Below are 18,492 nucleotides of genomic sequence, written 5' to 3'. Positions count from 1 at the left end.
GACGGAGTACACAGGAAGAGAGACGGATCAGGCCGCGACGGCCATCGGCTCGACCGGCTCGACATCGGCGAAGAAGACGACGATGCGGGGCATCGGGACCGGCGGCAGGTCCCGTACGGCGGGCAGGCCCATGCCGGACGGGACTTCACGGCGGTGATGCTCGACCTGCTCGCGCTGCTGGACCGCCCGGTCGGCGAGTTCCCGGAGGACCACCCACGCCTGGTCCGGGGCGGGAAGAACGTCCAGTTCAGCTGCGGCGAGCCAGACTTCCTGAGTGACGTCGTCCGTATCGGCGAGTGGATCACCGGCCCCGGCGGCGTCCAGGCGCGCCGCGACGCGAGCGGCGAGCCGTGCGGAGTGGCGGGTGTAGAGGTCGGCCAGCGTGCTGCGCATAAGAAGGGGTCCTTCCGAGAGGGCGGCGAGTGGACTGCGCGTACGAGCAGCCACGGCCGCCGCCGCCCCGGTGTCGGGGCGGCGGCGGCCGTGGTCGTTCGTTGTGGGTGCTGGGGGTCAGGCGGTGATACGGATCGGCTTGATCGGAAGCTCGGGGCCGCGGAGCCCGGACACGGCACCCGCCACGATGAAGCGGCACGTGTTGTTGGTGTCTTCGACAGCCGTACCTGACCGCTTGGCCAGCGCGCTCCGCTTCACCTTGGTCTCGGCCTGCTTGCCCCACTCGGCCGCCCGGCTCGTCACCGCCTGCGCCGCGTAGATACGGTCGAACCGCGCCCGTTCCCGGGCGATGGCCGCGCGGATCTGCTGGCGGCGGGGCTCGTGGCGGGTCAGGCTCGTGTAGATGTCCGCCAGGTGCCGACCTTCGGCGCAGCGGATGCGGCCGGAGCAGGCGGGGCACGCCTTGACGTGACTCCGGTACGTCGTACGGGCCGTCTCCGGGCCGGGCGAAACCGGCACGATCTGCATAACGGCCGGGACCAGTGCGACCTTCGGCTTGCGCAGCACGTTCGTCGCGCGCCGGGACGACGTCTCCTTGATGGCATCGGCCAGCAGATGCCGCCACTCCGCGATCGTCAGATCGATCGTCACCCGGCGGTTGCTGCCGCCGCATCGGCGCGCTTCGCCGGTGCCAGCCCGGCCGGTGTGGTGCGGGACCAACTTCGGTGTGAGGCCGTCGTGCCCGGTGATGGGGCACCAGGTCTCGCAGTCCGGGCAGACCAGGCTCTCTGTGCCGGGCAGCAGGTCGATCAAGTTGGGGAGCACCATCGAGACCACGATCGCGGGGCGGTGGCTGACTCGCTTCGTACGGGTCCGGGCCTTGCGCTTCGTGGCCATGGGCATCGTGGACGTGGTCATCAAGATCTCCTTGCGCCGGAGGCGAACGGGGGAGTGCGTCGCGGTGCTCTCTCCGCCCACCAGGTCGCACGGGTAAGCCCGGCGTCCTCGAGGACGGACAGCGCATCTGCGCTGCGACGTGCACGCAGATCAGTCGAGAAACCCGGGGGATTTGGTGGTGCTATCGACCCCGGCCACCCGTGAAGGCGGACGACTTCCTGCGGTAGTGCGAGTGCGTAGCCCGTGCTCGACTGAGCATTAGAGCTATCGCTATCGCCTAGTAGAGACCATGCGGCAATGCGGAGTCAATAGCGATAGCTCTAATCGCGTTGATCGGTTGTGCTGAGCCATCGCTGACTGATAGAGCTAGCCCTAGGATCAAGACTGAGCAGCACTTCGAAAGGTGGCTCCGATGCCCGTCTCGTACCGCGACATCGCCGCTGACCTGCGGCAGCAGATCAGCGAGGGGCGGTACATGCCTGGCAACAAGCTGCCGATGCTCACCGAACTCCAGACGACATACGGCGCTGGCTACCAGACGGTGCGCAGCGCCATCGCCCTTCTGGAACAAGAGGGCCTCGTAGTCGCGGTCCGCCGCAGAGGCACGATCGTCCGCGAGCGTCCAGAGAAGAAGCGCGTCACCCGGTCGCGTCAGGTCTTCCGGGACGAGATCGGCTACTACTTCGACCCGACCGCACAGCCTTGGGTGGCTCTGAAGCCGCCCGCAGTCCGCTGGGACATCGTCCCAGTCGACCTCGCGGCCATGATGGGTCTCGGCACCGGATCCGAGGTCCTCATTCGCGACCGCGTGATGGGCGATCCCGAGACCAGAAAACCCAAGCAGCTGGCCACCAGCTACCTGCCGGCCGACGTCGCTCGAGGAACTCGACTCGCCGAAGCCGACACCGGCCCCGGCGGCATCTACGACCGCTTGGAGGAAATGGGCCACCGGCCTCTGCACTGGAGAGAGGGCGTCTCGGCTCGCATGCCCTCCCCCGAAGAGGCTCAGGCACTCAACCTGCCCGCCGATGTCGGCGTTCCCCTCTTGCGCGTCGTACGCGTGGCGGCCTCTCCTAGCGGAGAGGTCCTCGAACTCAACGACACTCGGATGAGCGCCGAAGAGTTCGAGATCGGATACAGCATCCGCCGGCACTCCAGCGCGCGACTCTCGGATGTGGACGACGACGAAGACGAGCACTGAGCACCACCTCCCTGACCGATCTCAACTACGTGCAGTTCGGTTCTAGGCCCAGGGAAGCGGCAAGTTCCAGATCTGACATGTGGCCGGGCGAACTGGCCACATCAGCCACAGGATTGGGGCGGGATGGCACAGAAACCAAGGGAGCTGACGCCTTGGGTGTCGCCGCTGCACAACTGGGGCTTCGAACTGCGCGAGCTGCGGAATCTGCGCCGACTTAGCCTTCGCTCGCTGGCCAAGCGAGCCATGGTCGACCACTCCCACCTGGGACGATTCGAACGTGCCGAGCGCATGGCCACCCGTGACCAGGCAGCCTTGCTTGATGGCGCGTTGGACGCGAACGGCATGCTGTTCCGGCTGTGGGAGCGCATCGGTGACGAGCATGGCCATGTGGCCAATCCGTCGGTTCATGTGGCCAAGTCATCGATGGATCTAGCTCTGGGGCTATCGGACCAGGCAACGTCGGACGGTGAGGGGCTCTCTGTCCCGTGTCGTCTACGTGATGGGTCGGTGGTTTGGGTGGCTCTGAATCGGCGTGCGCTGCTGCGCAGTGGAGTGGGGATCGGGGCGGCGACCGCCATCGGTCTTGCTTCGCCGGCTGCTGCGGACTCAGGTGCCGTGTCGGGCCTGGTGCGTAAGGCTCGGGCCGCGTCGACATACGGATCGACGCCGGTGGAGCACCTGCGCCGTACCCGCCGCCTGCTGATCGACAACGACAACCTGCTCGGGCCCCGGCATGCGGTCAGCGCGACACGCGACCACATCCAGGTGATCCAGGAGTTGCGGCGAGACGCGAAGGGCGTCGACCGGCGCGACTTGATGGAGCTCCAAACGCAGTACGGCGAGTTCCTGTCCTGGCTCTACCAGGACCTCGGCGACCCGAAGGCCGCGTCGTACTGGCTGGACCGGGCGATGCAGTGGTCGCAAACGGTCGGGGACCAGGATCTGACCACGTACGTGATGGCTCGCAAGGCGCAGTTGGCTGGCGATGTCGCGGACCTGGTCGACGTGGTCGACCTCGCGGAGGCTGCCCAGGGCATGGCGCGGCCGCGTTCTCGGCTCGCCGCCGTGGCCCGCACGTACGAGGCGTTCGGGCACGCGCTGCGCGGCGACGCTGATGAAAGCGAGCGCGCGATCGACGATGTGCGCAATGCCCTTGATGGCGTTGCCTCCGACCCGACCCCGTGGGGCGTGTGGCTGAACTCGTCGTACGTGGAGGTCCACCGCGCTCAGGGTCTGGAGGCTCTCGGCAAGCACGACCAGGCTGCGGACGGGTACGCCGCGGCGATCCGGATGATGCCGGACGGCTACCACCGCGACCGCGGCGTCTACATGGCGCGGCAGGCCGTGTCCATGGCCGGCGCCCGTGCCCCGGAGCAGGCCGCCGCGATCGGGATGTACGCGCTGACCGTGGCGGAGGACACCGGCTCCGGCCGGATCACGAACGAGCTCGCCCGGCTCGACAAGGCCCTGATTCCCTGGCAGCGCCTCGCGGAGGTCGGCGAGTTCCGCGCCGCTTTCGACGCCACCCTCGTCCACGAGACCGAAACGGACCCGATCTGATGACCGCCCGCCCGTACGTCGTGCTGTCCGCTGCTATGTCGGTCGACGGATACCTCGACGACACCAGCCCTGAGCGGCTGCGCCTGTCCAACGCTCCCGATTTCGACCGTGTTGACCAGGTCCGTGCGCAGTCCGACGCCATCCTGATCGGCGCGAACACCATGCGCCGCGACAACCCCCGTCTGCTGGTAAACAGCGCCGAACGGCGTGCGCAGCGCGTCGCCGACGGCAAGCCGGAGTACCCGCTCAAGGTCACGGTTACTCGGTCCGGGGACCTGTCCGCCGACCTGAAGTTTTGGCACCACGGCGGTCAGAAGCTGGTGCTCACCGAGGACAACGCGGTGGAGAAAGTGCGCGCCACCTTGGGCGACTTGGCCGACATCGTAAGCGTCGGACCGGAGTTCGACTGGCGCCTGGCCCTCGAGGAGCTCGGGCGGCGCGGCGTCGGCCAGCTCATGGTGGAAGGGGGCGGCACGATCCACACCCAGCTCATGGCCGCAGACCTCGCCGACGAAGTCCATCTCGCCATCGCCCCCCTGCTCGTGGGCCAACCCGAGGCGGCACGCTTCCTCGGTGCCGACGACTACCCGGGCGGTTCGACCGCCCGGATGAAGGTGCTGGAGGTCCGCGCGATCGACGACGTCGTGTTCGTGCGCTACGCCCCGAAGGGACGCGCCTGATGTACACGCCCGACCGAGCCCAGGACCTGCGCTGGATGCAGCGTGCGATCGACCTCTCCGCACTGTGCCCTCCGGCTGTGGGCGCTTACTCGGTTGGCGCGATCATCGTGGGCGAGGACGGCACCGAGCTGGCGTCAGGTCACTCCCGAGCCACTGGCTCGCGTGACCACGCGGAAGAGGTCGCCCTCGCTCAGCTCGCACCCGATGACCCGCGGCTCGCAGGGGCGACGATCTACAGCACGCTGGAGCCCTGCTCCCAGCGCAGCGCCTCCCGTACGCCCTGCGCCCAGCGGATCCTCGCCGCCAGTATCCCGCGTGTCGTCATCGCCTGGCGCGAGCCGTCGTTGTTCGTCGACAACTGCATTGGCTACGAGCTGCTGTTGGAGTCCGGGGTCGTCGTGGCAGAGCTCTCAGAGCTCGCCGACGCCGCCCGAGCCGTCAACTCGCATCTCGGGAGGCTGGCATGACGTCCCGCGCCGCCATCCGCTCACCGCCCGTCCAGCGGGACGCAGCGGTGGAAAGTTGACCGTCTGACGGCATATGCGGTGGCCCGAAATGAAAAGCATTCCAAAGCACCTGCCTTTTGTGATGGGTTTGGTGTGAGCTCAAAAGGCAGCTTGTCAGCGGGGAGGTGCGGCGAACGGATGAGTCAGATGACCAGGGGCTGCGCTCTCTTCCCGGCTAACTTCCGCGCTGCTCGGGTTGAGTGCCTTGAGGGCTGCCGTGAGCGTCAGGGTGCCGCGCTTCCACCTCTTCGGCGCGATGAGCTTCAGCTTCGGCGTGCCTTCTGGATTGAGGACCTGGCTCTGACAATCAATTACCGGAATGAGCCCAAGACTGTGGGCGTACAGAAGTACAGGTTTCTGGGCGACGACCGAGCGCAGTTCGAGACGAGCGACCGGCCCGAAGCGATAGACGCGGCTGCCGGCTCTCTTCTGCTTACCCACAACGACGAGACCGTCGATCGTCTCGGCCAGGCGGTCCCAGGCGTACGGCTGGTCATCGGGGAAGACACTTCGGTAGTGGAGGACTTCGACGCCGACCGGGAGTTCGTCGGTGATCTGCGCGAGCCAGCTTTCCCACTTCGGGCTGCTCATGGTCATGGGCCCAGCGCTGACGTAGATACGCACCGGATCACCGACAGCCCGGCCGGCGGCGATCCGTTCCATCGCTGCGGCGAAGCGGCGCTGCTGCGCCGGCTTGGCAAAGGTCTCCACGTCCAGGGGATCAGTTGGCGTCGCGTGCATGGGGATCATGATGCCGGTCTCCATAACCGTGGTCTCACGAAGGGTCAGAAGCTGGCGGCGCGTCAGGGGGCCCTCAGGGAGGGGCGACACGGTTGGTGCCGGGGTGTCGTTACACACCGTGAGGGGGGTACTGTGTCTGTGAATACGATCACCGTAGACATGGCTAAGCCCCGCGAGGCTGCACTCCGGGGCACGGCCGCAGACCTTACAGAGAATGGTCTCGACATGAATCAGGGTACCCGTACCGCTCGCCAGACACACAAGGCACCCACTGCCGTAGCAGCGATGACATGCTCGTCGCTCCGGCCGGCCGGTGCCTTTTCTGATCTTCCGCAGCGGTCCGGCCGCGGATACGTCTCGCTCCTCGTGGAGGTCGCGACGACGTGATCCTTGAGGGCGGCGCCTGCAGTGCAGGTCTTCTAGCCGCCTGGGGCCGAGCCCGCGGTGTTAGCAGCACCTCGGCTCAGCGCCCCATCTGATCTCCGGCCTAGGACCTGCCAGGGCCCTTCCGGAGGAGTTGTTCGACCCGATGCCAGTCGGCTTCGAACAGGTCAATCTCTTGGTTCTCCACAGAACCGAAGCCCGATGAGGGGCTTCGTTGTGCCCAGCGGCGTGGCCCCTAGAACACGAGGCCATCTTGCCGTATCCGTCTGCCTTTTTCCAGCCCACTTCTGCCCGTTTTCACCTCATTCGCGCAGCACGAAAGCAGTGCCAGCCGAGGATCACAGGACCGAATAAAGTCTTCTCGCCCACTTCGCGAGGTTCGTTCCTGGCACTCGATGCCGCGCCCGGCCCCTCCGCCTGCGCGACCGCCCACGTACGACGGCGCGTCAATAACGCCGGGACCGCAACTGCCTCCGCCGGCCTCCCCCCTCTGCGGGCGGAGCGCCCCGAGCGAACTTGCGGGGCTAACCCCTCGGTGGCCGATGGTGCCGCCATGACTACCTCCGGCATCACGACCCACTACTCCGGCACCCCGTACACGGCGGCCCCAACCCCTGTTCCCGTCCCGTCAGAAGGGACGGGAACCAAGATCGTTGTTCACCGTGCGGGAGCACCGGGATGTATCGGGGCTGGGCGGTCTCTGTCCACAGGCAGTCCGTTGCAGGGTCGGCGGATGGATGAGGAATCGCGTGGTCTGCCTGCTCCGGACGGGGGTGTCCGCTTTGGCGTGTACACCGGCCCGATGGCGACACGGGTGGCGTTGAGATGTTCTGCCCTTGCGGTGTCCGCCGCTCCTGTTGGGGCGGTGGGCCGATGAGTGGCGTGGCGGCTGGTGCCGCGGTCCTGTCGGCTGATGGTGCGCCGGTCCGTCGTCAGCGGGTGAAGGTTCCGATGCGGCTGGTGACGTCGTCCGCGTATCCGGATGTCGCGTTGTCGGTGTACGTGAAGGTGAAGGCGCTCGGTGCGCGCCCGGAGGGGTGCGAGGCGAAGGCCGGGACGGTCGCGTCGTATCTGGGGGTGTCGAAGGCGTCGGTGGAGCGTGGTCTGAAGGCGTTGTCGCGGCCGGCGCCGGGCGACGGTGTTGTCGAGCTGATGACGTACCGCCGGACGATGCCGGGGGGCCGTGGTACGTCGGCGGTGCGCTGTACCCGGCCGATGGGCCGTACGGAGGCGTTCGTGTGGCTGCCGGTCGCAGCTGCGGAGGACCTGACGCCTCGGCAGCTGCGCGCGTTCGCCGTGATGACGTTCTCGGAGCGGATGGGTATCGCGCTGACGGAGCACGAACTGGCGGGGCATCTGCTGCACTACTCCGGTAAAAAGGTCGGCCAGCCGATCACGGCGGCGGCGGCCGGAGTAGTCGTCGACGAGGTGGAGGCGGCGAAGTGGGTGACGGTGCAGCGGCGCGCTGGTGCGCAGGGCCGTCACCGGTTCCTTTTGCATGACATCGCCCCAACAGCAGCCGGATCCGGCGTGACGCCGGTCGTGGACACCGTGCCGGAGCCGGTTCAGGACTGTCACCAGGAGCCTGTGGACAAGACAATGGCGGCTTCGGTGAGTTCGCTGGTTGGTGAGGGATCGGGTCCGCTGGTTGGTGAGGGATCCCTCGCGAATAGGGAAGTACCTATGACTGACTCACCTGATGACGAGAGCGCGATTTCCTCACCCGCCGTAGGCGAGGTACCGGTAGTAGAGGCTGTGGAAAACCCGGCTGGCACGACTGCTCGCACGGACGCTCCGGGTCGTCTCGCGCTGCGCGCGGATGACAACAGCCAGCCCTCCCTCGCGAAGCCGAAAGACGAAAAGCGCAGCAACAGCGGGGGGTCGGCGCGGTCGGCGTATACCGGACCGCAGTTGACGATCACGCCGGACATCTACACGGTGCTGGAGCCGGTGCACTGGCTGCTGAAGCGGGTGAACAGCCCGTTCGTGGAACGGAAGATCGCCCGGGAGGTCGGACGGCAGCTGAAGGCCGGCATGACCCGCGAGCGGCTCTACCAGCGGCTGACCGCCCGGTTCGCCGGGGTGATGGCCTCGGAGATCCGTGACCCGGGCAGGTGGCTGCTCGGAGTGGCGCTGCCGCGCTGGGGCTGCGGGCACCTGGCCTGCGAGGCCGGCGTGATGTGGCCAAGCGGCCGCCGCTGCGATGGGTGCGCCGAAATCGTCGCCCGCCGCGCGGCCGCCCGGCGCCGTACTGAGCGTCTGGAGCAGGGCTTGTGCCCCGACCACGGCACCCAGCCCGACCCGACCGGGGCCTGCACCGACTGCGAGCTCCAGGAGGCGATCGACACCGGCCCGACCATGCTGGAACGACGGGCACCGGAGGGCCCGCCACGAGGCTCCTGCGGCGAGTGCGGCTGCCGGATCTTCCTGACCGGCCCGGCGGTCCAGGACGGGCTGTGCAAGCCCTGCCGTATCGAACAGGGTGGCCGCACCGTTGCGGCCACCCCCGCCGTGGCGCAGCCGCAACGTACCGGTGACTGGTCGCAGCACCTGTCGCAGCTCGCCGCTCAGCCGCTGGGCGAGGACATCGCCTCGTGAAGGCCGGCGAGAGGGGGTGCGCTCGGTCCGCCGACCGCGGGTGCCGCTGGCGTCACGATACGTACCGAACCGGGCCCTGACAGTGCCAGCATCACCCGCTAAATTTTCAAACGGAGGTTCGAATCATGGGGTTACGAAGCACGACCGAATGCATGCGGATCCAGGCAACTGGCCCCCGGTGTCCCGGTGCAGGCGGCATCGTTAGGCAGCACACCGCGACCGCCCTGGGCGGCGCAGCCGCGTGCGTGAGTGCAGGAGGAAACCGGTGAGCGATCGCAGCGCCATCGAATGGACCGAGGCGACCTGGAACCCGACCACCGGCTGCGACCGTGTCTCGTCCGGCTGCGACAACTGCTACGCGTTGACGCTGGCGAAGCGGCTGAAGGCGATGGGCTCCGCGAAGTACCAGAACGACGGAGACCCGCGGACATCCGGTCCCGGGTTCGGGCTGACGGTCCATCCGGACGCCCTGCGGATCCCGTACGGGTGGAAGGCGCCACGCACCGTCTTCGTGAACTCCATGAGCGACTTGTTCCACGCGCGCGTGCCGCTGGACTACGTCCGGCGGGTCTTCGACGTCATGGCCGACACCCCGCAGCACACCTACCAGGTCCTGACCAAGCGGGCGCGGCGGCTGCGGCAGGTCGCCAGCCGGCTCGACTGGCCGCCCAACGTGTGGATGGGCGTCTCGGTGGAGAGCGCCAAGGAACTGCCCCGCGTCGACGACCTGCGCCAGGTGCCGGCCGCCGTACGGTTCCTGTCGTGCGAACCGCTGATCGGACCGCTGCCCGGCCTTGATGTGACGGGCATTCACTGGGTGATCGCCGGAGGGGAGTCCGGTCCCCGCTTCCGGCCCGTTCAGGAACAGTGGGTCACTGGCATCCGCGACATCTGTGTGGACGCCGACGTCGCGTTCTTCTTCAAACAATGGGGCGGCCGGACCCCGAAAGCCGCAGGCCGGGATCTGCTTGGGCGCACCTGGGACGAGATGCCCGTACGTGCCCCGGTCACCGCAGTCTGATCACGCTGGTCTTGGTGAGACGGCCGGCCGGTATGACGAGCCGGCCGTCCTCGTCCAGGGCCTGTATCGCCTGGCGGGCATCGCGTACGCGCCACTGGGACGTCTCCAGCAGCAGCCACGTGCCTAACGTCTCCAGGCTCGCCGGACCCTGGAGAAGGCGCTGTTCCATGAGCGCCAGCAGTTCCGGGTCGACGGCTTCCTCCAGCTCGAAGATGGAGCCCTGGCCGACCGGGGCTGCGCTGCGGCAGCGGGGGTCCTTGAAGCTCATCCCGTCGCTCTTGTCGACGGTCCACATCGCTTCCTTCATCACCTCCACGCCCTTTTGGTGGCCGGTGCCGAAGACGAGGTACAACGGCTGGCCTGTCCGGGGGACCACCTTGAACTGGAGCCGGAAGCCGAACCCGGCGCGCTGAAGTCCCTCGCGGTAGATCTTCAGCCAGGCCCGCCACTTCTCGTCGCTGTCCTCGATGTCCGCAGCGTGTTCCCAGAACTGGCGACCCCCGAAGACGCTGTCGAGGACGTCCGGGTTGAGGTTCTCCCGACGGCTGAACCAGTTCGGGCCGAACGTGGTGATCACCTCGCTGGACGGGTTGCGGGCGATCCGGCGCATCAGGCTCATCGGCGTGTTGACGCTGCCCCAGCTGTCGAAGACCCCCAGGATCGGCCGGCCCCAGGCCCCGACCTCGGTCAGGATGCGTTCGCTGTCCCGGCCGGCCTCGCCCTGGCGGACCTCCACCCGCACCGGAAGCCGGTCCAGCGCGCCGAACTCGCGGCCAAGTTCGCCCAGCAGATACTCGTACCGGTCACGCTGCTTCTCGATGAACACCAACTGCACCCGGTCCCGCGTCAGGCCCATCCGCGCAACGGAGCCGTGCTCCAGCAGTCGGCGCAGAGTGAACACCGGAGAGCCTTCCTCATTGCCCTCGTAGCGGCCTGGACCCGCGAACGCGTCCAGGAGCGTGACCTTCGACCAACTGCGGCCGGTACGGCCGTTCGGCTGGAGCAGAATTGGCCACCACGCGTCGAAGTACCGCTTGTACAAACGGTGCTTCGCCTCCGTAGCCGGCTCCAGCGGCCACAGCACACCCATGCGTCTCCCCCTTCGCCCTGCCCACCCCACACAACTCTTCGTCACCATGATTGTTGTCTGCGTAACACCCAGGGCGCCAGAGGTCCTACACGCAATACCCATCGCCCGTCGGGTGCCGGGCCTCGCCGCCGCTCCCGGCTGCGAGGGGGCGGCGTAGGACCATGCGCTCGGTCGGCTTCCCCACACGCATGGCCCCGCCCCGCACCCGCTGAGCGGCCCCCTGCGCCCGCCCCGGGCCGGAGACGGTGCGGTGGGGGCTTGTGAGCTGTGAGCCGAGGCCTGCGGCAGGGCGTCGTAACCGGGTCAGGGGCGGCGGGCGAGGACGTCGTTGATGCGGGAGGCGTCGGCGACCCATGTCGCGGCGGCCGGCGCTATGAAGCCGAGTACGGTCTGGACGTCGTTCCGGCGGGCTTCGAGGGGCAGGTGCCAGATCCCCTCGTGGTGAGCGATGCGGTTGCGGAACTGGTGCAGCCGCTTGACCGGGTCTTCCACCGTGGTCAGGGCACGGTTGGGGGCGTGGGGGAAGGCGCCCGCGAGGTCGGGCCAGAGGTTGGTCTTGTACTGGCGGGCCAGCAGGAAGCGCCAGAAGCCGAAGCTCAGCTCCGCGATGATCTTCCCGCGCGGGGTGGTCGGGCCTCCCCGCGCAGCGCGTTCTTGGGCCTGGACGATGTCGCCGCGGGCCTTGCCGCTGAGGGGGACCTGCCTGTCGATGTACCACTCGGTGGTGCGGCCCCTGCGCTGCTGGCGGGCAACGAGACGGGCGTCCAGCGCGTTGCGCAGCATGATCTCCAGGTGCCCGAGCGGTTCGAAGAACGCCGCGGCGAGGTCGCTGTTCCACCGGTACAGCGCGAGCGCGGCAGTGGTGTCGCCGGCGCACGCGTTCAGGTAGGGGTTCAGCCGGTCGGGGCTGATCAGCTCGATGACGGCCTTGTCGTCGGGCGGCTTGATGATCTGAGGCGGCGTGCTGTGCATGGTGGGGTAATCGTAGGTACACTGGGCGGCGAAGACCCTGGAATCGTCCCTGGTAGCCCTCGAAAGTGGGCAGGCCATACCCCCAGGGTTCAGACCTCGACAAGGGCCGTCCGGAAGACCGGGCGGCCCTTGCGCTTTCGAATCCCGGCCGGGACAGCTCCGTGTGCTACTCGGAGTCGAGACGCGCGTCGATGACGATGGGCGGGATCGGCTTGCCCTCCGCCGATCGTCCCACGCGCGAGGTCAGGCGCCGGGCCAGCGGCTCATGCCTCGCCTGCCGCGATCCGTTGGGCGCGCGTCCGTAACACTGTCAGCCGCTCCGGGTCCTGTGCCGGCCACTCGTGACCGCCCTGAACACGCCGCAGCCACAGGACACCGTCGCGTACGTCCGTGACGACAGCGCGGGTCCGGCCTTCCATGACCTCGTCACCGACCCACGGCCGCCCCTCCTCTACGGTCATCTCCTGACCTCCACTTCGACCCATACGCGCTTGCGCCCGGACCAGGATCAGGCCCCGGCCCGCCGACGGCTCCGGGATGCAGCTACGGCAACCGCCCGACCACGTAGACACGGTCCGCTGCGAGGCAGTCAACGATGACACCTGATGGCGCGGACAGAATAGCCACGAGGCTTGCCGAACCGTGTTCGCGACCAGTGTGCGCCGTGGCGAACACCTCTCCGGCACGCTCGGGCCGGGCGAAGGGCGGCGGCCCGCCTCTCTCGGTGACCGTGGCCTTGTCCGCGTCGTGCGCGGCACGCCGACGCGCAGGCCCCGGAGGAGACGGAAAAGACCCGCATCGAAGGATGCGGGTCTTCTCCGTACGACCCGGCCGACAGCGGGGGCAGTCGGGAGGGCACGCCTTCCGGTAACGAGGGGCCTCGTGAGAGGTTACGGGCCGACGGCCACGAGCGGCGGGACCTCTGACATGCCGACGGTTGCCACAGCCGATGTCGTCGGCACGGGAGCGTGCGACGGCTGCTGGGCGGTCCCGCAGGCCGCCGGCTTCACCCGGAGGCGCCGACCGCCGGCTGCTCGTCTTCGTCATTGCGCCCGGAGGGGGACTCTGTCGTACTGCTGGGGGCCGCTTCGTCGGAGGGGAAGGAGCGGTCGTCCAGGGTGATGGTGACCGGCTCGCCCCGTGGCGTGAGGCCGGTCAGGCTCGCTGCGATCCGTTCGTACAGGGTCGTGGCCAGCTCCTGGTCGCCGTCGCCGTTGCGGGCGGTGTGCCCGACGGCGTGCAGGCTGATCAGCAGGGCGATCAGGGAGCGCCCGGACAGGGCGGCCCGGACACGCTCGCCCCCTTCGCCGGCGACCTGTGGCGGCACCCGGAAGTGCGGGTGCCGACCGGCCTCGGCGGTGATGAACTCCCAGACGTCGCGGTGGCAGAGCAGGTCGACGGAGGAGACACGGGCGGCCTGCTTCAGAAGCTCGCTGTGCTCCTCGCTCACCGCGGCGGGCTCATCGTCTGAGTGCGGGCGCAGCTGCTCCAGCCCGGCGGCGGTCTCCAGACGTGCCGCGTGCAGTTCCTCACGCAGTTCCCCAACCACTTCGCGCAGGTGGGTCCGTACGTCGTCCTGCACGGCGGCGGCACTGTCGTTCTGGCCTTCCTTCAGCTCCGCCAGGAGCGCGAACAGCGGGGCGAGTTCCTCGGACAGGACCTCACGCACCGCTTGCTGGATCAGGTCCACCGGCAGCCCCGCCACGCCCGGCGGCTGATCGCTGTCCTCGCCGTCGCGCTGCGCCGGGATCTGGACGCCAAAGGGCTGCGCCGAAGGGTCGTCGTGTTCCGGGGCCGCGGTCACCGGGGCCGGCTGGGGCGCCGCGCCGGGGGACAGGAACGTCCCTGAGTTCGGCGTGCTGTTGGCGGTTGGCTCGTAGGAGGAGAGGTGGGCCTCCGTGCTTGTGTACGGGGAGGGCGGGGTGATGGTTTCGAGTGCCGCTCGTACGTCGCGCATCTCGGTCCGCAGTTCGGTGACGGCCTGGCGGACTTCCGTGTTGAGCATGTCCCCGCCGGCGGACAGCCGGTCCCGCGCTTCGCGCAGGTTGGTGCGCATCCGGCCGAGTTCGTCGACCACGGTCCGGGTCGTCTCCTGCTGGGACGCCTGCCCGCTTGCCTCCAGCTTGTCGACGCTCGTGCTGAGTGCCTGGCGCAGCTCGTTGCCGGTGTTCGTGACGGCGGTGTGCAGCATCCCCAGCGTGGTGGCGAAGTCCGTGTCGGTGCCCCGAGCCATCTGACCCCCTCATAATCGCTACATGTAGTCGTACGTATCCGCTGCGTATGGTTCCGGAGCGGGTGTCGCTCCCGCAGGGGAATCGAGTCAACTCGCCCCGGAACAACGCCATCTGGCCATATGAGTACTCAAAACCGCCGATCAAGCCCTTGGACGCATCGCGTCCACCGAGGCGGTCGAGTGGCAGCCGCTCGCGAGACGGCCCTTACGGAACGCCCCGGAGCGCCGCCGCGCAGCTGGGGTACGGCGTGAATCGCAGGTCTGCGGAACGAACGAAGGAGGGTGGCGCTTCCTCGTGGATGCGCCACCCCATGGGCGCCGCGGTGGAACGCGGTGATGCCCGGTCCCTGTCAAGGACGGGCAGGCATCTTCGGGGTCTTGCGTTGCGACGAGATCTGGAACCCACCCCATTCCCTCGGGGCCGACGCCCCCGTTCAAGACCGATGTCAGGGCTGGGCGGGAGTGGTGAGGGCCGCTGAGCTCCGTGCTTTGGGCAGGGTGATGCCCTGTTCCTGTGCGGCCGGTCCCGGGCGGAGGGTCCAGGGCACCGGGCCGGTGCTGGTCAGCCATCCGTTCGACACCAGGCGTTGCACGACGAAGCCGCGTCCCTGGCAGTTCTGTTCCCAGCCGAGGCCCTTGCACAGTTGCCTGAATGAAGGGCCGTGCCCGTGTCCGGCGCGGAAGAACACGGTGAATCTGGCGGCCTGCGGGCCGCGATCCGGGTGCGCGTCCTTCCACCGGGCGTAGGCGGCCTTGGTGTTCTTGGAGAAGAACGGGGGCTGGAAGGGAAACATGAACGCCTCCGCAACCCGCTCCGGGGGCAGTGCGCACAGGGCGCAGTACTCAACACTCTCCACGTGCCGGCCCAGCGCGGGTGTGGCCGCGTTCTTCCACTGCGCCCATGCGTCCGCGCTGAACTCGAATCGAGGGCTCCCGACGGCCTTGGGCCGGACCGTCGTGGGCTCTGCCGCTTTCTCCTCGTCGGTCGGCGGGCGCATCCCCGACAGGTGGCGTACCTGCGGGGCCAGGCGGCACCGGTCACCGGAGAGTTCGGTGAGGAAGCCCTTGTCCAGAAGACTCGGCAGAGCGGCCCGGCAGGCTTCGGGAAGGCAGGACGGGATCCGGCCGAGGAGCCTGGAGGTGCTGTGAGCGGCGAGGAACAGGCCGGCCAGCCGTGCTGCGGGCGGGAGCTTCTTGACCGGCTTGGCGGAAAGGGTTCGCGTGGTCCATCCGGACACCCGCGAGCGCGTGTTCTTCCCGAAGGGCAGGGCATGGTCCTCCGTCTCGCGCGCCAGGTCGGGGATGGTGATGGGGACCGGCGGCGCGGCAGGGTCGCCGTCGAAGATCGCGTCTTCCATCTGCCAGCCCAGACTCCGAAGGGCATCAACGGCTTCCCGCGGGTCACCCAACCGCAGGGCGGATAGGTCCGCTCCGGTGAGGTTGCCGACGCCGCCGCGTGCAGCCCTGATGGCCGCCACGACGGCCAGAAGCTGCGGGTCGGGACCGGGAAGCGGCAGCGAGGCCACGTAGCTCAGCAGCGTGCGAGCCGCTTCGCCTTGCTGGGTGGTCAGCAAGAAGGGCAGCGGCTGGGCCTTGCCGGCCGGGGCGGAGGTTGACACGACATCCCCAACGCACCACGCGAATCGGAGTTACTGCCCGAGCCCCGTCTGGAGCACCGAGCACACCCCGAGTCGTAGAGGTCACCGAGCGGAGTCGGCCGCCACCCACCGCCAGCCGCCCTCACAGGGCCAGGGAGGGCCGCCCGGAGGGGCGATCAGACCTGTTGGACCCAACAGGTCTGACGCTGGGTGAGCAGGGCATAGAGAGGCCCCCGGTCGCTCAGTACAGAGCGGCCGGGGGCCTCGTCGTCGCCCGGGCCCACGGGGGAAGGCTCCGGGAGACGGCTCAGGGAGAGCACACCACCTCGTCGGTCAGCCGGTCGAGCCTCGCGTACAGGGCGCGTACCAGCCGGGCGCGGCCCTGGACGCACCGCACGGTGCCCTCCAGCGGTATGGCCAGGCGCCGGTCGGCCTCATCAAGGACGACGTCGGCGAGTGCCCCACGGCCGCTGGACTTCGGCAGCTTCTCGGCGAGTCGCCGGACATCGCCGGCGACCGCGCGGGCGTGGCCGGTCAGCTGCAGGGCGATCTGCTCGTAGTCGCGGGGCTGGAGCGTGTCACCGGGATCCGTCCATGCGAGCACCGCAGTGACGAGGCACTCGTACGGTTCGCGGTCGAGAGGGAGCTCCCCCTCGATCAGGCCCTGCGGGTCGTGGAGGACGGTGAGCCGGGAAGAGGTCATGGCGACTGCCTTCTCGTGTCCGGCGTCAGCCGGTTCAGATGGTGGATGAGCCGGTCGGTGCGTACGAGCCGCAGTGGCGTGGTGTCGTGCGGCGGGCTGATCCAGTACGCCGCCGGACTGCCCGGCTCGGTCGTTGGCACCATCAGGTAGTCGCCGGTGGACAGCACGCGCACGCCCCGAAGCCCGGCGGCCGCGCGCCCCGATCCGGAGGGCACGAGCACATACAGGACGTCGCTGAGCTGATCGGCGATCACCGGATGGCCGTTGCGCGGATCCAGGCACATCGCGGTCAGGACGTCCAGGCCGCGCGATATCGGTGTGATGGCCACCGCGTCCCACGCCTGGCCGCACGTCGCCCAGCGGGTGCGGTCGGCGCCGTTGGTCCACAGAGCACGTCGCTGGTCACTGGGCTCGGCGAGCCGGTGCCACGTCGCCATGACGGCCTCCCTGGTCAGGTGTCGCGTCACCGTCCACGCAAGCAGCCGCGCGGCGGCAGGTGCAACGCGAGAGAGATGCAAGAGCGATGCAAGAAGGCTCCTCGCCCGGATGAACCGGGCCCAAGACCAGGGCGGAGTACGGGCGGAGGGCGGTACGGTCACCGCACCCCGTCCGCCACGGATGCAGCCCGGAGCCGGTATGACCGACCGCCGTTTACCCAACGCCCCGCTGCGAGCCGTGCGCGAGAGCGAGTTCCAGATGTCCCGCCAGGAGTTCGCCGCGCTCATCGTCGCGACCGGTCAGGAGATCGGCGAGGCGGTCGGCTGCACCTCACGTCTGGTGGCGGCCTGGGAGGACGGCGAGGTCACGCTTCCCCGCCCGGTCTACCGGCGCATTCTCACCTCGCTGACCGGACGCCCGCCGCACGCCCTCGGCTTCCGGACTGCCACGCTGCCCTCCCGTGGACAAGCGCCGAAGGACCGTCGCACCGTCCTGGCCGGCGGCGCGGCCGTCACCCTGTCGCTGCTGCCCGTCCGGGCCGTCACCGGCAAGGTGCCCGGGCGCATCGGGGCGGCGGACGTACGAGCCGTCGACCGGGCCGTCATCACGCTCTACGCGCACGACCACGACCACGGGTCCGCCGCACTGCGCCAGGATGCCGCCCGCGCCCTGAACACCGCCTACCAGTGGTTCCACGACGGTGAGTACACCGACAGGACCGGCAAACGGCTGCGGGCCGCGACCGGCTATCTGTCCATCGCCGCAGGGTGGCTGTCGTACGACTCCGGCCGTGTCTCCGACGCCCGCTCGCTCTACGGCGAGGCCCTGGCCGCCGCCCGGATCGCCGACGATCCGGGCCTGGAAGGCCACGCGTTCGGATGCCTCAGTCTCCTGGCCAAGGCGTCCGGCCGCCCTCGTGAGGCGATCGCCGCCGCGCAGGGCGCCCAGCGCGCGGTCCGTACGTACGGCTCGCCCCGGATGCTCAGCCTGTTCGCGATGCGCGAGGCCGGCGGCTGGGCACTGCTCGGCGACCGCGCCGCCGCCGACCAGTCGATCGTCCGTGCCCACCACCTCTACGCCCAAGGCCCACGGGAAGGCGCCGATCCGGCCTGGCTGGAGTTCTTCACTCCCGGTGAACTCGCCGGACTCGAAGCCCTCGCCCGCGCCGATCTCGACCAGCACGACCGCGCCGCCGCCGGCGCCGAACAAGCCGTTCTCCTGCACGGTGAGGCGTTCGCCCGCAACCGCGCCCTGTACGAGGCGGACGTCGCGATCCAACATGCAGTCAGGGAGCGGCCGGAGCCCGAAGCAGCCGCCGAAGCCGCCGGACGCGTCCTCGCGTACCTCCCCGAAGTACGCTCCGACCGGCTGCTGCAGCAGCTGCACAACGTCGAGAGCGCACTCCAGCGGCACACCGCCGTCCCCGCGGTCTCCGACTGGCTGGAGAAGTACCGCGCCACCACCGGCGTCAGCTGAG

At 68.9% G+C, this 18,492-nt stretch carries 17 protein-coding genes; 7 read left to right on the top strand and 10 right to left on the bottom strand.

Annotated features, from left to right (window positions below):
- Nucleotides 1-27: 27 nt before the first annotated feature.
- The gene (locus ACFWHU_RS32115) at nt 28-393 is read right to left on the bottom strand and encodes a hypothetical protein (protein WP_387229169.1); all 366 of its coding nucleotides are present in this window, start codon (nt 391-393) and stop codon (nt 28-30) included.
- A 117-nt stretch (nt 394-510) separates the two neighbouring features.
- Nucleotides 511-1,311 (bottom strand): hypothetical protein, encoded by an 801-nt coding sequence (locus ACFWHU_RS32110; protein ID WP_387229167.1) that lies wholly within the window; start codon nt 1,309-1,311, stop codon nt 511-513.
- Between the two features lie 391 nt (nt 1,312-1,702).
- On the opposite strand from ACFWHU_RS32110, the gene ACFWHU_RS32105 reads away from it, so the two are divergent.
- The 4 genes from ACFWHU_RS32105 (at nt 1,703) to ACFWHU_RS32090 (ending at nt 5,198) form a co-directional block, all read left to right on the top strand.
- On the top strand, nt 1,703-2,491 hold the full coding sequence (locus ACFWHU_RS32105; protein WP_387229165.1) for a GntR family transcriptional regulator: 789 nt from the start codon (nt 1,703-1,705) through the stop codon (nt 2,489-2,491).
- 123 nt (nt 2,492-2,614) lie between these two features.
- Nucleotides 2,615-4,051 (top strand): helix-turn-helix domain-containing protein, encoded by a 1,437-nt coding sequence (locus tag ACFWHU_RS32100; RefSeq protein WP_387229163.1) that lies wholly within the window; start codon nt 2,615-2,617, stop codon nt 4,049-4,051.
- On the top strand, nt 4,051-4,731 hold the full coding sequence (locus ACFWHU_RS32095) for a RibD family protein (RefSeq protein WP_387229161.1): 681 nt from the start codon (nt 4,051-4,053) through the stop codon (nt 4,729-4,731). Before ACFWHU_RS32100 ends, ACFWHU_RS32095 begins: the two co-directional genes overlap by 1 nt.
- Nucleotides 4,731-5,198, top strand: a complete 468-nt coding sequence (locus ACFWHU_RS32090) for a deaminase (RefSeq protein WP_387229159.1) — start codon at nt 4,731-4,733, stop codon at nt 5,196-5,198. Before ACFWHU_RS32095 ends, ACFWHU_RS32090 begins: the two co-directional genes overlap by 1 nt.
- Nucleotides 5,199-5,351: 153 nt before the next feature.
- On the opposite strand, the gene ACFWHU_RS32085 is transcribed toward ACFWHU_RS32090, so the two are convergent.
- Nucleotides 5,352-6,002 carry a hypothetical protein gene (locus ACFWHU_RS32085; protein ID WP_387229156.1) on the bottom strand — a complete coding sequence of 217 codons (651 nt, stop codon included), beginning with the start codon at nt 6,000-6,002 and terminating at the stop codon, nt 5,352-5,354.
- Nucleotides 6,003-7,235: 1,233 nt separating this feature from the next.
- Between ACFWHU_RS32085 and ACFWHU_RS32080 the strand changes: the two genes are divergently transcribed.
- Nucleotides 7,236-8,960, top strand: a complete 1,725-nt coding sequence (locus tag ACFWHU_RS32080; RefSeq protein ID WP_387229154.1) for a hypothetical protein — start codon at nt 7,236-7,238, stop codon at nt 8,958-8,960.
- 265 nt (nt 8,961-9,225) lie between these two features.
- Entirely contained in the window at nt 9,226-9,981 is a 756-nt protein-coding gene (locus ACFWHU_RS32075) for a DUF5131 family protein (protein ID WP_387229152.1), read from the top strand.
- On the opposite strand, the gene ACFWHU_RS32070 is transcribed toward ACFWHU_RS32075, so the two are convergent.
- From ACFWHU_RS32070 to ACFWHU_RS32040, 7 genes are all read right to left on the bottom strand, one after another.
- Nucleotides 9,968-11,071, bottom strand: a complete 1,104-nt coding sequence (locus ACFWHU_RS32070) for a three-Cys-motif partner protein TcmP (protein ID WP_387229150.1) — start codon at nt 11,069-11,071, stop codon at nt 9,968-9,970. The genes ACFWHU_RS32075 and ACFWHU_RS32070 overlap by 14 nt on opposite strands.
- A 303-nt stretch (nt 11,072-11,374) precedes the next feature.
- Nucleotides 11,375-12,043 (bottom strand): hypothetical protein, encoded by a 669-nt coding sequence (locus tag ACFWHU_RS32065; protein ID WP_387229147.1) that lies wholly within the window; start codon nt 12,041-12,043, stop codon nt 11,375-11,377.
- A gap of 263 nt (nt 12,044-12,306) precedes the next feature.
- The gene (locus ACFWHU_RS32060; RefSeq protein WP_387229145.1) at nt 12,307-12,504 is read right to left on the bottom strand and encodes a hypothetical protein; all 198 of its coding nucleotides are present in this window, start codon (nt 12,502-12,504) and stop codon (nt 12,307-12,309) included.
- A gap of 545 nt (nt 12,505-13,049) precedes the next feature.
- The gene (locus ACFWHU_RS32055) at nt 13,050-14,276 is read right to left on the bottom strand and encodes a hypothetical protein (RefSeq protein ID WP_387229143.1); all 1,227 of its coding nucleotides are present in this window, start codon (nt 14,274-14,276) and stop codon (nt 13,050-13,052) included.
- A 446-nt stretch (nt 14,277-14,722) separates the two neighbouring features.
- The gene (locus tag ACFWHU_RS32050; protein WP_387229141.1) at nt 14,723-15,895 is read right to left on the bottom strand and encodes a hypothetical protein; all 1,173 of its coding nucleotides are present in this window, start codon (nt 15,893-15,895) and stop codon (nt 14,723-14,725) included.
- Between the two features lie 286 nt (nt 15,896-16,181).
- Nucleotides 16,182-16,577, bottom strand: a complete 396-nt coding sequence (locus ACFWHU_RS32045; protein WP_387229138.1) for a DUF6415 family natural product biosynthesis protein — start codon at nt 16,575-16,577, stop codon at nt 16,182-16,184.
- The gene (locus ACFWHU_RS32040) at nt 16,574-17,014 is read right to left on the bottom strand and encodes a hypothetical protein (protein ID WP_387229137.1); all 441 of its coding nucleotides are present in this window, start codon (nt 17,012-17,014) and stop codon (nt 16,574-16,576) included. The genes ACFWHU_RS32045 and ACFWHU_RS32040 overlap by 4 nt, the downstream gene beginning before the upstream one ends.
- A gap of 199 nt (nt 17,015-17,213) precedes the next feature.
- Here ACFWHU_RS32040 and ACFWHU_RS32035 point away from each other — a divergent pair, with 199 nt between their 5' ends.
- Nucleotides 17,214-18,491 carry a hypothetical protein gene (locus ACFWHU_RS32035; protein ID WP_387229135.1) on the top strand — a complete coding sequence of 426 codons (1,278 nt, stop codon included), beginning with the start codon at nt 17,214-17,216 and terminating at the stop codon, nt 18,489-18,491.
- Nucleotide 18,492: the final 1 nt, after the last annotated feature.

This window comes from Streptomyces sp. NPDC060366 (assembly GCF_042725135.1).
Classification (GTDB): domain Bacteria; phylum Actinomycetota; class Actinomycetes; order Streptomycetales; family Streptomycetaceae; genus Streptomyces.
The sequence above is the reverse complement of the archived record's forward strand: the minus strand, read 5'-3'. Positions and strand labels throughout refer to the sequence as shown.

What these genes read in the sequence shown, in the direction of transcription:
- ACFWHU_RS32115 (WP_387229169.1), bottom strand. Translation starts at nt 393, where the DNA reads ATGCGCAGCACGCTGGCCGACCTCTACACCCGCCACTCCGCACGGCTC.
- ACFWHU_RS32110 (WP_387229167.1), bottom strand. Translation starts at nt 1,311, where the DNA reads ATGACCACGTCCACGATGCCCATGGCCACGAAGCGCAAGGCCCGGACC.
- ACFWHU_RS32105 (WP_387229165.1), top strand. Translation starts at nt 1,703, where the DNA reads ATGCCCGTCTCGTACCGCGACATCGCCGCTGACCTGCGGCAGCAGATC.
- ACFWHU_RS32100 (WP_387229163.1), top strand. Translation starts at nt 2,615, where the DNA reads ATGGCACAGAAACCAAGGGAGCTGACGCCTTGGGTGTCGCCGCTGCAC.
- ACFWHU_RS32095 (WP_387229161.1), top strand. Translation starts at nt 4,051, where the DNA reads ATGACCGCCCGCCCGTACGTCGTGCTGTCCGCTGCTATGTCGGTCGAC.
- ACFWHU_RS32090 (WP_387229159.1), top strand. Translation starts at nt 4,731, where the DNA reads ATGTACACGCCCGACCGAGCCCAGGACCTGCGCTGGATGCAGCGTGCG.
- ACFWHU_RS32085 (WP_387229156.1), bottom strand. Translation starts at nt 6,002, where the DNA reads ATGGAGACCGGCATCATGATCCCCATGCACGCGACGCCAACTGATCCC.
- ACFWHU_RS32080 (WP_387229154.1), top strand. Translation starts at nt 7,236, where the DNA reads ATGAGTGGCGTGGCGGCTGGTGCCGCGGTCCTGTCGGCTGATGGTGCG.
- ACFWHU_RS32070 (WP_387229150.1), bottom strand. Translation starts at nt 11,071, where the DNA reads ATGGGTGTGCTGTGGCCGCTGGAGCCGGCTACGGAGGCGAAGCACCGT.
- ACFWHU_RS32065 (WP_387229147.1), bottom strand. Translation starts at nt 12,043, where the DNA reads ATGCACAGCACGCCGCCTCAGATCATCAAGCCGCCCGACGACAAGGCC.
- ACFWHU_RS32060 (WP_387229145.1), bottom strand. Translation starts at nt 12,504, where the DNA reads ATGACCGTAGAGGAGGGGCGGCCGTGGGTCGGTGACGAGGTCATGGAA.
- ACFWHU_RS32055 (WP_387229143.1), bottom strand. Translation starts at nt 14,276, where the DNA reads ATGGCTCGGGGCACCGACACGGACTTCGCCACCACGCTGGGGATGCTG.
- ACFWHU_RS32045 (WP_387229138.1), bottom strand. Translation starts at nt 16,577, where the DNA reads ATGACCTCTTCCCGGCTCACCGTCCTCCACGACCCGCAGGGCCTGATC.
- ACFWHU_RS32040 (WP_387229137.1), bottom strand. Translation starts at nt 17,014, where the DNA reads ATGGCGACGTGGCACCGGCTCGCCGAGCCCAGTGACCAGCGACGTGCT.
- ACFWHU_RS32035 (WP_387229135.1), top strand. Translation starts at nt 17,214, where the DNA reads ATGACCGACCGCCGTTTACCCAACGCCCCGCTGCGAGCCGTGCGCGAG.